The organism is Bacillus cereus group sp. TH152-1LC (assembly GCF_027710505.1).
Lineage (GTDB): Bacteria > Bacillota > Bacilli > Bacillales > Bacillaceae_G > Bacillus_A > Bacillus_A mobilis.
This window is the reverse complement of sequence record NZ_JAQFNK010000014.1, coordinates 97,133-110,221: the sequence shown is the minus strand read 5'-3', so window position 1 is coordinate 110,221 and position 13,089 is coordinate 97,133. Positions and strand designations below refer to the sequence as shown.

Sequence of the window (13,089 nt, the reverse complement as noted above, 5' to 3'; positions counted from 1 at the left end):
AGTATATGAATAAAAAATGACGGCAGTTATCAAAATTATAGTTCTGATGTACTGCCGATTTTTATTGATATTTCATGAGCTGCTTGTTTTACCTTACTAATAAGAAAAGATAGTCGATCATCATTAATGCGATGACTAATTAACCCAACACTTAATGCTCCTACTACTTTATGATTAAATCCGATAATCGGTGCTGCTACTGAAGCCGTCCCTGCTGTTTTTTCACCATAACTTACCGCATATCCTTCATTTCTTATTTGTTTTATTTGCTCTAAAAGAATACGCTTTTGTTCTGGTAAAGAAGAAAGTAAATGTTCTACAATATGTTCCATTTCATTCGTTTTCATATTGGCAAGCATCGTTTTATTTGCAGCACCAATTGAAAGTGGAATCTGTTCCCCTAAGTTATCGATAACTCGAATTTTTAAAGGGCTATCAATTCTTTCAATGATAATAGAATGCGTTCCATTTGGAATGTTTAAATACACACTTTCTTCCACTTCAGAGGCTAACCGTTTCATCACTTCTCTGGCTACAGATCTGTAATCTACTTTCTCCAATTGACGTAATCCTATTTCCATCCACATTGGCCCAATTTTGTACTGTTTCGTTTCTGAAATTTGCGTAACTAACCCATGCTCGATTAGAGAATTAAGTAATCTATGTACTGTACTAACTGGAAGATGTGTTCTGTCCGCAATATCAGAAATAGCCCAATACTCTTTTTCATTAGTAGAATTTAACAACTTTATAATACTTATCGCTCGATCAATGGACTGTACCATAACTCACCTCAACTTGACTTGTAATATGTTAGTACGCTCAATTACCTATCAATTTAACAAAAATTCAAAATGAAATCAATCTATTTATTCAATTTTCTAAAAACAAAATATGTCGCCAATAATAATTTGAAAGCGTAAACAAAAAAATATTGACTTTTCTTTTTAATTATCTGAAAATTATAGCAAGATTTCACATCACGGAATACATTCCACAATACGGAAAAATATCAAACTTTAATCTATCAACTACGAAAGTGAGGAAAACAATGTCGCAAGTAAGCAATACAAACAATGAATTAAAACGTACGATGAAAAGTAGACACTTATTCATGATTGCACTCGGTGGTGTGATTGGAACGGGGTTATTTAACGGATCTGGCTTTATTATAAGTCAAGCTGGACCTGGTGGATCCGTACTTGCCTTTATGGCTGGTGGATTATTAATGTATTTCGTTATGCTTTGTCTTGGTGAACTTGCTGTAGCTATGCCTGTTTCAGGTTCCTTCCAAGAATATGCCACTAAGTTCATCAATCGCAACTGGCTTTACGATCGGATGGTTATATTGGTTAAGCTGGGCGAATACGACCGGTCTTGAATTTACAACTGCCGGCATTACAATGCAGCGCTGGTTTCCTGATATTCCCGTCTGGGTTTGGTGTTTAATATTTGGCGTTACAATCTTCACTATTAACGCATTATCTGCTCGTAGTTATGCAGAAACAGAATTTTGGTTTTCAAGTATAAAAGTATCTGCCATTATAGCTTTTATTATCCTTGGCGGCGCCGCTATGTTCGGTTTTATTGATTTAAAAGGTGACGAACCAGCCCCGTTATTATCAAATTTTGTAAATCACGGCGGTTTATTCCCAAATGGACTTGCAGCTATCCTCTTAACAATGGTTACAGTCAATTATTCCTTCCAAGGTACAGAACTTGTTGGAATCGCAGCAGGTGAAAGTGAAGATCCAGCAAAAACTTTACCACGTTCTATTAGAAATATTATATGGCGCACGATGTTTTTCTTCGTCTTAGCAATCTTTGTTCTAGTCGCTTTAATTCCTTGGGAAGAAGCAGGACTCACAAAGAGCCCGTTCGTTGCTGTTTTTGATAATATCGGTATTCCATATGCAGCTGATATTATGAACTTTGTTATTCTTACTGCTGTTCTTTCTGTCGCAAACTCTGGACTGTATGCCGCAACTCGCATGCTTTGGTCATTATCAAAAAATGAAATGGCTCCTGCCTTTTTAAAGAAATTATCATCACGAGGAATACCTCTAAACGCTTTAATTTTGACAATTTCTATTTCTGCTTTTTCTCTTTTAACAAGCGTTGTAGCTGCTGAAACAGTTTACTTATGGTTAATTTCCATTTCTGGCGTCATTACAATCATTGTTTGGATGTCAATTTGTGTCTCTCAATTCTTTTTCCGTAAACATTATGTAGCAGACGGTGGAAGATTAGAAGACTTAAAATTTAAAACACCACTTTATCCACTTGTACCAATTCTTGGTTTTGGATTGTATGGCATTATATTAATCAGTCTTATCTTTATCCCTGAACAACGACTTGGAATCTATTGCACTGTACCATTTATCATCTTTTGCTACACTTACTATCACTTTAAAGTTAAGAAAAGAATTGCGACTAACACTCGTAGTGAAACTAAAATTAGCGAGACTATGTAATATTATACTTATATATAAAAGACCGCACATAGCTTTCACTTTATGTGCGGTCTTATTTCATTGTCACTTGTTCTGTCGTTCCTTCACTCATTTCCCTTTACTTTGGGAAGACAAGTCCATATTGCTATACTCTTTTTCTTTAATTCCAGGTTATGCGAAGAATGTTATCTGTATCGTTCCACAAGTCAATCCTACAATACTAGCTATTCTGATTTCTTACTGTTTATAGGTTAATGATTTTCCTTACTATTACTGTTTTGATATATTGAATATATAATGCAAAAAAATTTAAAAATAGACAGGGGTTATCCACGATGATAAAAGGTTTCGGGGGAATATTTTGGAGAACTAAAAATATTGATGTTATAAAAAAATGGTACAGCGAAGTGTTGAAAATTGAAATAGACAATTGGAATGGGACTTTGATTAAACCACAATTAGGAAATGAAACTATTTTTTCTTTCTTTACCGAAGATGATAATTATTTTCCAACAGAACAGCAAGTGATGTTAAATTTCCAAGTACATAATATGAATGAGACTATTCAGCATCTTGAACAAATTGGTGTACCTCTTGAAAAGAAAGAAGAAATTAGTGAGTTCGGAAAGTTTATTTGGATTAAAGATCCTGATGGTCGTCTAATTGAGCTTTGGGAAAAATAGACGGTAATAATCGTTTGCTATTAAGCTAATAATTGCTTTCGTTTCACAAAATAAAAAAGTCGATTTCTTAACTCCACAGGAAATCGACTTTTTTTCGTATCCCATCGCCATAAAAGGAAACTACTTCCCTTGATTAGATTGTTTGCGAACATAAGATGCGAAAAATAGTTTTTTCTGGCTGCTTATTTACCCCTTTTAATTCGCTTTAAAATTATATAATGGCTTAATAATGTGCTTTATATCTATTGTTTCTTTCGTATTTTCGATAATTTCATCCATTGGCTTATATACCATTGGTGCCTCATCAATTGTGCTTTCTACTACCGATGTAGTCCACACCTCTGTCATCGTATTTTGAAATTCCTCTAGACTCAATAATTCTTTAGCCTTCTTACGACTCATAATACGTCCTGCCCCGTGCGGACCAGAAAAGTTCCAATCTGGATTACCTTTACCAAATGCAATAATTGAACCATCTCTCATGTTAATGGGAATAATGACTCGTTCACCTTTCTGAGCTGAAATAGCACCTTTTCGTAGAATCATATTTTCTATGTCAATATAGTTATGTATTGTAGTGAACTGATCCGTTATTTTCCAGTCCATTTTCGTAACAATTTCATCAATCATTGCTTTACGATTTAACGCAGCATACTTTTGGGCAATATTCATGTCATTCATATAATCTTTGAATCCTTGCCCTTCTAAATAAGCTAGTTCTTTACGAATCTTAGGCTTCCGAATTTCACGTAAAGTTTCTTGTATTTCTTTTGCTCTCCCTTCTTCAGTTAATCTCTTAATAATCTCATCTTTCATTGATGTAACATCAATGAGTTGTTCATACGCGAAGTTTTGGTAATATTCTGCTATTTGTTTACCTAAATTACGAGAACCACTATGAATGACAATATATACATTCCCTTTTTCATCTTCATTTAATTCAATGAAATGATTTCCCCCTCCAAGAGTACCTATGCTTTTTTGAGCCCGTTGTAATGTATATGGGGCCTTCACACCATCAAAATCAATCATTTTTGAGAATCGATGTTCTTTATCTCGGATACGAAAGCCACTTGGAACAAATTTACGAATTGTTTCGTCTAAGCAATCGAAATTAATTTCTTCTTTTTTCTTATTAATCACAGCAACTTCCATCCCACACCCAATGTCTACCCCTACAAGATTAGGAACAATTTTATCTTGTATCGTCATTGTTGTCCCAATCGTACAACCTGCTCCTGCATGTGTATCTGGCATAATACGAATTTGACTATCCTTTACGAATTCTTGGTTACAAAGATCAATAATCTGCCCAGTCGCAGTCTCATCAACGTTATTCGTAAATACTTTCGCTTCATTGTATTTTCCTTGTAATTTCAACATCTTTCATTTCCCCTTCCTTTTGAAAGAATTATTTTATTACGTTGTATGTGTTCTATTCAATACTATCATCTACCTTCTGCTTTCCATTATATATGTACGATGTCCTTCACAATAATAAAAATTATGATGATCCACCTTATTTACATAATAAAATTACCGTCTTCTTAAATTTATACCTACATATGAGTATCCCACGCCCTCGATATCAGTTATATATAGCAAAAACTCCCCTTACATCGAAAACGATTAAGGGGAGTTTAATATAGGCAAAAAATTATAGTTCAGATTTCACTCGAACAGAAACATTGTTTTTAATTATATTTTTGAATTCTTTAAAGCTAACAAAATTGTTACTTTTCTCATCCCATAGTCGGAAGCGAAGTGAACGCAAGCTTGTAGCAAGTGTAATCGTTGGTACATTTTTTAACGGAAGCGTATTATTGTGCGCCTCTTCTAGTTTATAGTTAGGCACTCTTGGACTTAAATGGTGCACATGATGGAATCCAATATTACCAGTTAGGAATTGTAAGATTTTTGGAAGTTTATAAAATGAACTTCCTTCCACTGCCGCTTTCACATATTCCCAATCTTTATCCTCTTCAAAATAAGAATCCTCGAATGTGTGCTGTACGTAAAACAGCCAAATCCCTACTGAACCTGCTATTAAGAATATTGTACCATGTACTAGCAGGAACGATTGCCATCCAATTGCCCAGCAAAGAATAGCGACTAAAGCAACGATTATAATATTCGTCAAATAAGTATTCATACGTTCTTTCTGTCTAGCACCTTTTCGGTTAAATCTATTTTTAAGCAAGAAAACATAAATCGGCCCTAATCCAAACATAACGAATGGATTGCGATATAAGCGATATGCTAAACGAAGTCTAAATGGCGCAGCTGCATATTCATCCACAGTAAGCGTCCAAATATCTCCTGTACCTCGCTTATCCAAATTACCACTTGTAGCGTGATGAATAGAATGTTCATGCCCCCATTGATCAAATGGGAATAAAGTTAAAACACCCATGCATGTTCCTACTATTCTATTTGTACGACGGCTTTTAAAGAATGAATAGTGAGTACAATCATGAAAAATAATGAAAATTCGTGTCATAAAACCAGCGGCTAACAGAGATGGAACTACTGATAACAAATAAGAAACGGACAAACTTTTATAAGCAAGGTACCATAAAATAATGAATGGTACGATTGTGTTAAAAAGTTGCCACACACTTTTTTTAATCGTTGATTTTTCATAAGGAGCAACTTGTTTTTTTAAATTTTTAGTATTTTCTAATGTCATTGGTCTAATTCCTTTCCTTTATGTTGCTAATTCACATTATAGCATACTATTAGTATCAGGTGTTAAAAGTAGATGTAATAAATATTATATATTATAAAAATCTCTTTTTTCTTACACATTACTTACAATTTACTTACGTCCAAAATAGCTTATATAATCAGGAAAATAAAGCATTTCATTTATGAAAGAAGCTTATATTTTTTCCAATAAATATATATAAAAACAGAGAACTTTTTCACTTTTGCACATCTTTTTATCCCTTTAATTGGCAAATGATTTTTCAATTTGTATTTCTGTAGCAATTTCTTTCTCACAAGAAGAAAAGAGCTGCCATAAGTCAGGTTTCACCGACTTATGGCAGCTCCTTTTCATTTTATTTTAGCGATGGATCCAAACTGCACCTGCAGACTTGTCATCAGCTTGACCGACTACTTCAAACTTCAATCCTAGTTTCGGCAACTTACGTCCAGCATCTGGAATAACGCTATTGATGTATTGCTTAGAATCATCAAATTTCGCAACTCCTGGTAATCCTTTATAATCAAAGATACCGCGAGTTGGCGAATCTACTCTCCATGCTGGCGTTTGATCAAATGAGAATGCCGCGTCGGCAATTTGATAACGCGTACTGCTCTTCACAGTTGGTTGTCCGTTTAATGTTCCTACGATTGCCTCTGGATGAGAATCTACTACCCCAAGGAATCCTTCGCCTGGATGAACGCCTACCCAGTTATCTGTAAAGCTTTGATCCGCATACCAAACAACCATTCCTGTATTAAATACTGGACCACGTGCATGTTGTAACGCCGTGTCAGATCCAGCATAATTTCGCCACTCAATATAGTAGTTATTTTTTTTCTGTTCAAATCCGTTTGACACAGTAAATCCTTTTAGCGTCATTGCTGGCTGGCCTTCTGCATCATCAGAGAATACAACTTTGCCATCTACAGTTAATGCTGCATTGTCTAACGCAAATCCTTTATAAGCTACTGCAATATCTGTTACATACTCAAATTGTAGTTTTACTTTCTTTCCTTTGAATTGACTTAAATCGTATGATTTATCAACCCACTTACCATCCGTTGTATCTACGCCGGCTTTTACATCTTTTTCGCCCATTCTATCAATTCGCGTCTTCGTTCCATCTTCTGCGATTGCATTTACGTCAAGGAAATCATACTTCGCTTCCAGTTCATAAAATGCCTTATAATCAAACTTAGCGTCTTTTGCAGTCGTTAAGTCAAATACCGGTGTCTCAAGTGTTGTATGAATGTCATTTCCTTTTGTGCTGTAATAAAACTTCTTACCAAATGCCGATTCGATATTTTTTATATCTTTGTCTGGTAAGTTAACTCGAATGATTCCTGGTCGTTTTGATTTTGTAACACTTTGATCTAAATATGTTGCAGTACCGATTCCTGTGCGCAGTTTATCGTAATCTACCTCAACGATATTCGCCCAGTTACCCTGCATATTCTTTTGGAAAAATTCTTTATTTTGTGGAGAGAAACTTGTTGGCTCTGTTCCTGCAATTTTTCCAGCCCAGCTACCACCACTCATAATAGACCATGATTCAACAGGTTCACCTTGTCCAGAGTACTTTGTATCATATTCATCCGGTAATCCTAAATCATGACCGTACTCATGCGCAAACACACCAACTGCTCCATCTTCAGGCTCAATTGTATAATCGTATGCCGCCATCTTGCCGCCCCAGTTCGAAACAGAAGATTTCGTACCATCAATCGCATATGGTTTTGAGCCTAGTTTTGAACGATGAGACCAAATCGCATCATCTTTTAATTTACCACCGCCAGCTTCTTGACCCACGCCCGCATGTACAACCATTAAATGGTCAATAATCCCATCTGGCTCATTTTTATTTCCATCACCATCTTGATCGTATTGATCAAATTGGTCATAATCTGCTAAATTGATACCTTTTGCTACAGCTGCTTTTAATGCCTCTTTCACAAAATCACGTGGCCCTAAAGGACCTTTGTTATCATGACCAGTTCCCGCATCCGCACCATAATCTGACGCTTTTCCTGGAACAGTAAGCCATTCTGTTACAGTTCCATCCACTGTGTAGCTACCGCCAGATTGTTCTTCATAATACTGTTTAAATGTATTAATCTTCGATCCATCAAATAATGTAAATGGCTCATCTCCAAATAACATTTTTTGATAATGCTCTCGATTAAAGTCCTTAGAATACATATACCCTGGTTCTTGATCAATATTATTATGCTTAAAATCACTAAATTCTACGAGTAAAACAAGTACTTTATCTTTTCGAACAGCTCCATTGTACTCAGCTTGCTTCGCTGGTGTAGTCGGTACTTTTCCATTTAATTTTCCAGGGTTCAATCCTGCAGCTTGTCCAGCTACTGGTCCAACTTCGGGCTGCTGCGCCTGTTCATTTTCCTTCATTTTTGCATCTTTTACTTTTTTCATAAAATCTGAAGCTTCTTGCGTAAGGTTATCTCCTGTCATGATTTCTTTTCCAGGATTTTCGCCTTTCTTTTTCTCAACATAATTTTCGACAGCCTTTGATGTCTCAGCTTGTGATGCAGATTGATCAATTACTCCCCTTTGTTTCAGCGCTTCTGCCAAACGCTCCTCTGGTATTAAATGGTCATCAATTGGTAGAGATGGTGGCGTATCAGCATACGCTGCATGACTTCCAAATGCAAACGTACTACTTAGCACTGCCGCTGTTGCTAAAACTGATAATGGTTTTAACTTCTTATTCTTTTTCAATGCTCTTCCTCCCCAGTGTCTGCAAATTATCGTTTTTTTTGCCGATAGGAACATAATATTCGTTATAATACGAATATTCAATCTTTTTAAAGGGCAAAAATGTTGAGAAATATTTTTTAGGGTGAAAAACTTATAATAAATAAATTTACAAGAAGTCCATTTTAGAAATTGTAATTCTCTTTACTCTTGTTTTCAAATGAAATTTCAGCTACACAAAAATGCCAATTTCTAAGCGCTAGCTAAGGAATTGGCATTTTTCTAACGGGAATGCTTTATGATTAAATGGATTGCTTCTTCTGGTACATAGAACTTGCCATTACTTTCTACAACTACACTACCTAATTCATATTCTGTATTCTTAATACGAATTATATTTTTATTTACAAATAATTGAGCTTTTACATGATTACGTTTTACTATGAGCACCCGGTTTTCTGCATCCGTTTTGTCTATTGTTACAGTTGCACCGTTTTGTTTAAAGGCTGATTCACTCTCTACAAATAATTTGTTTGTTACTTCTTCTAAGTTAAAGCCCATTGCTTTCGCCATCATCTTCGCAATGTCTGTGTTTTGGATCAAACCATATGGCTTTTGAGGACCGTAAGAATATAAAAACACATCCTCACCTGTATGCCCTCCTGTTGTGAAGCCAATATTTGCACGGTTAGCTAGTAATGTAGTAAGTATTGGACCAATATCCGATTTCTTTTGTACAACTTTTAATTTTTCTTTTTCAACTTTAGTTAAGTTATTTAAACCGTAAAGTGAAGCAACTTCTACTATATTCGATAAAGCATTATTTATTTTTGGGGTTACCCCTTCAAGTGTCATTTTCGCTTTTTTTAATGGATCAATGTATGCAGAGACCGGCGTAGTATTATAACCTTTTGTCGTATTCCTATTCCCAATAGAAATACCGCTGTTACCATGGTCAGTTAAAGCGATGAGCAGTGTATTCCCATCATTTTTTGCAAATTGTAATGCTTTTGCTACCGCTTTATCAAATGCCAATACATCACTAATCAACCCAATTGGATCATTCACATGAGCTGCCCAATCTGGCTTACTTCCTTCGACAAATAAAAAGAAACCATCTTTATCTTTTGATAACGTTTGAATTGCTTTTTCCGTCATTTGAGAAAGTGTCGGTTGCTCTGGATTTGTTGCTTCACGATCCATATCAAATGCTAAAGCATGATGTGAAAAAGAGCCCCAAATCTTCTTAGATTTAGAGTTCAATAATGCATTTTTCGTTTCAACAAAGTCGTACCCTTTGTCTTGAATCACCTTTACTAAATCTTCACCATCTTTTCTTTTTATAGGTAGCAGTGCCGCTTTTCCCCCGCCTAATACGACATCTATATTTTGATATACTTGTTGCTCCGCAATTACGTCAAAATGCTTGCGGTTGACATGGTGAGCAGAGAACCCGGCCGGAGTAGCATGCTGAATTTCAGCTGTAGCAACAATTCCAGTTACGCGACCAGTACGTTTAGCACCTTCTAAAACATTGGCAACTGGCCGTAACTTGTCCTCTTCTTTTATTGGTTTTAAGCCAGGTGAACTTACAATAGAAGGTAATACACCTACATATCCTGAATTCGATTTATTCCCCGTCGCTAAAGCTGTAGCTGCTGGGGCTGAGTCTGTTATTGCTGATTCCGCCGAATATGTACGAACTCCTCCTGTTACCATTTCATCTAATGCAAGTGGTTTCCCTTTATACAAGCGAGCTAATGTCGTTGCTGAAGAACTCGTTCCGTCCATAACCATTATAATGATATTTTTTGGTTGACGTTCTACTTTTTTCACTTTCGCTTCCACCGAGTAATAATTCATCATGCTTTCCGTACATAACATACTTAGTGTGATTGTTCCTACTAACAGTATCTTCTTCATCAGTAAACCCAATTTCGACATTGTTGTTCCTCCGTATGTTTTACATTCATTTATATATGTTTTATTAGTCCCCAATTTTCATGAAGCTAACAATCATTATTCACTTTCTTTTATTAGTAAAGCAACGGTACATATCATAGCTTTTTATTTTCAAATAACTAGAGGCCACACCTATTTTATAAAAACGTCTTATCATTCTCTTCCCAAAAAATTTATTTATCAATAAAAATCTGATTAAAATAAATAAGAATTTATTGTTAAACGATAAATTTCATGTTAAATTAAAGAGATAATTTAAAAATGAGGTGCTTTACATGAAACAAGGATCAACACTCTTTTTAAAGACAGCAATCATCCTTATCGGTATTCCTGTTTTTGCTTTATGTATATTTTTAATTCCTAATATCGGGAATTACGCAGCGGAATTGTACCCGGATATTGCATATATAAAATATCTTGTTTTAATTAATCTATATGCAACGGTGATTCCTTTTTACTTAGCTCTTTATCAAGCCTTTAAACTTGTAAGTTACATTGACAAGGGGAACGCCTTCTCTAAATTATCAGTTAGAGCTTTAAAAAAGATAAAACAATGTGCTGTTACAATTGGTGTATTGTATGTATTAGGTATGCCACTCTGCTATCTTGTAGCAGAGAGAGATGATGCGCCAGGTATTATTATAATTGGCATGATCCTTATCTTTGCTTCAATGGTTATCGCAGTCTTTGCTGCCGTTCTCCAAAGACTTTTAAAAGATGCGATAGATATAAAATCAGAAAATGATTTAACGGTCTGAGGTGAATAACATGGCAATAATAATTAATATTGATGTAATGTTAGCGAAAAGAAAAATGAGTGTAACTGAACTTTCAGAGAAGGTTGGAATTACAATGGCTAACCTTTCTATATTAAAAAATGGAAAAGCAAAAGCAATTAGAATTACAACTTTAGATGCTATTTGTAAAGCGTTAGAATGCCAACCAGGGGATATTTTAGAATATCAACTGGAAGACAACGAATAAAAAGAGTCCTTCTCGTATGAAGGACTCTTTTTATTCGGCGTTATGGCGCAAAACTAACTCGACCAGTCAAAACTAAAATAATCGCGATGATCCAAAATATAAAGAATGATAAGGACAGTATGAATGAAAGAATAGCAATTCCCTTCTTCTCGTTTTTTTTCGTCATCGTAATGACAGAAAGTATGATACCTGCAACTGTGAGGGCAACTGTAATATAATCCCCCACTATATTACCTGCATTGGCTATCCTTGTCGGTGTTATAAAAACGAACAGAAAACAGAAAACGCCGATGAGTAAAGATATGTAGCTTATTATACTGTACTTCTTTTTAGGAACTATTTCAGTTTTCATACTAACACACCCCTTCTCTATAGCTATGTGTTTATATTAGCATGAATAACCATAATTTGGTTAAAACGAAAATACAGATAAAGTGGACACAACCACCTTATCTGCCATTACACTTCTACCTAATTACTAACCCAGCTATTTCTTCTTTATCGTTATAAGTTACGATAAAAGTACGTTGTTCTTTACTATACTTTGCTACAAGAATAACAGTATATAAACCATCTTTTTCTTCAATCGATTTTTTCTCAATTTTTTCGAATGTACCAGCTTTTTCAATTATAGGAGTAAGTTCTTTCATTTGCTCTTCTGATAAGGCTGATTTCATTTTATTATCAAATTTTTCATGTACTCCTTTATACTTTGCTTCATTTAAAAATGATACAATTTCTTCCGCCTTCGGAATAAAGTTTTTTGATGTACTTTCATTTACTTTATTACCGGTACATGCTGCAAGCGCGAACGCCGCGATAGCACTTATAATAATAAGTAACATTCTTCTCATTTTCATACACCCTTTCTTTTTAAAATAAAACTATAACTAAAAACGAGTAAAGCACAAATTGCTATTGAAACTTCTGACATAATGATCCCGTTTTTCCCTGGTACATATAGAGATATAATGCCAGCTAATGCATTTGCGGTCCCATGGATGAGAATTGCATATACAACATAACGGAATTTCTTTTGGACGACAGCTTGCAATACAATGATGGACAGTCCAATATGCAATACCATCGCGACGATACGCTCCATACCGCCGAAATAGTAACTGTCACCATTTTGAATGAATGTTTGTGACAATAATAGAGATATTACCGGAACTCCAACTATCAACACTGCCTCAATACCACCATGCCCTGCTCCAAATAAAAAACCAGAATGCCAATCTCGTTGCTTCATAAAATAACGCATTGCAATAAAACGAGCTATCTCTTCAAAAATTCCAGCTGATAAACTAAGCAAAAGTACAAATAGTACAGGCTGCATAATAGAAAACATTTGAAAATTTGTGCTAGTTCCACTTACATAATTCAGTATTGGTATGCGGATCAATATTTGTGATACAACAAAAGCCAATATACCTAACATATATGGAATATAGCGTTTCTTCCAAAAAGCATATAAAAGTGCTACAAGCGGTAAACCAAAGCTAATCATTGTTGTAAAAATAAGACCATTCATCTCGCTTCACCTCTTACTTGAAGTGTATAAAAACGAGTAAAGGAA

11 protein-coding genes and 1 pseudogene are annotated in these 13,089 nt (G+C 35.1%); 4 read left to right on the top strand and 8 right to left on the bottom strand.

Annotation, left to right across the window (positions count from 1 at the left end; genetic code table 11):
• Positions 1 to 35: 35 nt before the first annotated feature.
• A complete protein-coding gene (locus PDL00_RS24510) occupies positions 36 to 785 on the bottom strand; it encodes an IclR family transcriptional regulator (RefSeq protein WP_270731703.1) in 750 nt (249 codons plus the stop codon).
• Positions 786 to 1,051: 266 nt separating this feature from the next.
• On the opposite strand from PDL00_RS24510, the pseudogene PDL00_RS24505 reads away from it, so the two are divergent.
• Together PDL00_RS24505 and PDL00_RS24500 are read left to right on the top strand one after the other, a co-directional pair.
• Positions 1,052 to 2,474, top strand: a pseudogene (locus PDL00_RS24505) (amino acid permease).
• 314 nt (positions 2,475 to 2,788) lie between these two features.
• Complete coding sequence (locus tag PDL00_RS24500) at positions 2,789 to 3,136, top strand: VOC family protein (RefSeq protein WP_270731701.1); 348 nt, start codon at positions 2,789 to 2,791, stop codon at positions 3,134 to 3,136.
• A gap of 195 nt (positions 3,137 to 3,331) precedes the next feature.
• On the opposite strand, the gene PDL00_RS24495 is transcribed toward PDL00_RS24500, so the two are convergent.
• The 4 genes from PDL00_RS24495 to PDL00_RS24480 form a co-directional block, all read right to left on the bottom strand.
• Positions 3,332 to 4,519, bottom strand: coding sequence for an RtcB family protein (locus PDL00_RS24495; protein ID WP_270731699.1), 1,188 nt, complete (start codon positions 4,517 to 4,519; stop codon positions 3,332 to 3,334).
• A 274-nt stretch (positions 4,520 to 4,793) separates the two neighbouring features.
• Positions 4,794 to 5,825, bottom strand: coding sequence for a fatty acid desaturase (locus PDL00_RS24490; RefSeq protein WP_132132655.1), 1,032 nt, complete (start codon positions 5,823 to 5,825; stop codon positions 4,794 to 4,796).
• A 378-nt stretch (positions 5,826 to 6,203) separates the two neighbouring features.
• The gene (locus tag PDL00_RS24485; protein ID WP_242251923.1) at positions 6,204 to 8,588 is read right to left on the bottom strand and encodes an immune inhibitor A domain-containing protein; all 2,385 of its coding nucleotides are present in this window, start codon (positions 8,586 to 8,588) and stop codon (positions 6,204 to 6,206) included.
• Between the two features lie 258 nt (positions 8,589 to 8,846).
• Positions 8,847 to 10,508 (bottom strand): alkaline phosphatase, encoded by a 1,662-nt coding sequence (locus tag PDL00_RS24480; protein ID WP_242251921.1) that lies wholly within the window; start codon positions 10,506 to 10,508, stop codon positions 8,847 to 8,849.
• A 293-nt stretch (positions 10,509 to 10,801) separates the two neighbouring features.
• On the opposite strand from PDL00_RS24480, the gene PDL00_RS24475 reads away from it, so the two are divergent.
• Entirely contained in the window at positions 10,802 to 11,284 is a 483-nt protein-coding gene (locus PDL00_RS24475) for a DUF2975 domain-containing protein (RefSeq protein ID WP_242251918.1), read from the top strand.
• Between the two features lie 10 nt (positions 11,285 to 11,294).
• On the top strand, positions 11,295 to 11,510 hold the full coding sequence (locus tag PDL00_RS24470; RefSeq protein ID WP_242251916.1) for a helix-turn-helix domain-containing protein: 216 nt from the start codon (positions 11,295 to 11,297) through the stop codon (positions 11,508 to 11,510).
• A 40-nt stretch (positions 11,511 to 11,550) separates the two neighbouring features.
• Here the strand turns inward: PDL00_RS24470 and PDL00_RS24465 are convergent, their stop codons facing one another.
• From PDL00_RS24465 to PDL00_RS24455, 3 genes are all read right to left on the bottom strand, one after another.
• Positions 11,551 to 11,862: a hypothetical protein gene (locus PDL00_RS24465; RefSeq protein WP_000845554.1), complete on the bottom strand. Its 312-nt coding sequence runs from the start codon at positions 11,860 to 11,862 to the stop codon at positions 11,551 to 11,553.
• Between the two features lie 115 nt (positions 11,863 to 11,977).
• On the bottom strand, positions 11,978 to 12,364 hold the full coding sequence (locus tag PDL00_RS24460; protein ID WP_270731694.1) for a DUF3887 domain-containing protein: 387 nt from the start codon (positions 12,362 to 12,364) through the stop codon (positions 11,978 to 11,980).
• A 2-nt stretch (positions 12,365 to 12,366) separates the two neighbouring features.
• The gene (locus tag PDL00_RS24455) at positions 12,367 to 13,044 is read right to left on the bottom strand and encodes a YhfC family glutamic-type intramembrane protease (protein ID WP_242251902.1); all 678 of its coding nucleotides are present in this window, start codon (positions 13,042 to 13,044) and stop codon (positions 12,367 to 12,369) included.
• Positions 13,045 to 13,089 lie beyond the last annotated feature (45 nt).

What these genes read in the sequence shown, in the direction of transcription:
- PDL00_RS24510 (WP_270731703.1), bottom strand. Translation starts at nt 785, where the DNA reads ATGGTACAGTCCATTGATCGAGCGATAAGTATTATAAAGTTGTTAAAT.
- PDL00_RS24500 (WP_270731701.1), top strand. Translation starts at nt 2,789, where the DNA reads ATGATAAAAGGTTTCGGGGGAATATTTTGGAGAACTAAAAATATTGAT.
- PDL00_RS24495 (WP_270731699.1), bottom strand. Translation starts at nt 4,519, where the DNA reads ATGTTGAAATTACAAGGAAAATACAATGAAGCGAAAGTATTTACGAAT.
- PDL00_RS24490 (WP_132132655.1), bottom strand. Translation starts at nt 5,825, where the DNA reads ATGACATTAGAAAATACTAAAAATTTAAAAAAACAAGTTGCTCCTTAT.
- PDL00_RS24480 (WP_242251921.1), bottom strand. Translation starts at nt 10,508, where the DNA reads ATGTCGAAATTGGGTTTACTGATGAAGAAGATACTGTTAGTAGGAACA.
- PDL00_RS24475 (WP_242251918.1), top strand. Translation starts at nt 10,802, where the DNA reads ATGAAACAAGGATCAACACTCTTTTTAAAGACAGCAATCATCCTTATC.
- PDL00_RS24470 (WP_242251916.1), top strand. Translation starts at nt 11,295, where the DNA reads ATGGCAATAATAATTAATATTGATGTAATGTTAGCGAAAAGAAAAATG.
- PDL00_RS24465 (WP_000845554.1), bottom strand. Translation starts at nt 11,862, where the DNA reads ATGAAAACTGAAATAGTTCCTAAAAAGAAGTACAGTATAATAAGCTAC.
- PDL00_RS24460 (WP_270731694.1), bottom strand. Translation starts at nt 12,364, where the DNA reads ATGAGAAGAATGTTACTTATTATTATAAGTGCTATCGCGGCGTTCGCG.
- PDL00_RS24455 (WP_242251902.1), bottom strand. Translation starts at nt 13,044, where the DNA reads ATGAATGGTCTTATTTTTACAACAATGATTAGCTTTGGTTTACCGCTT.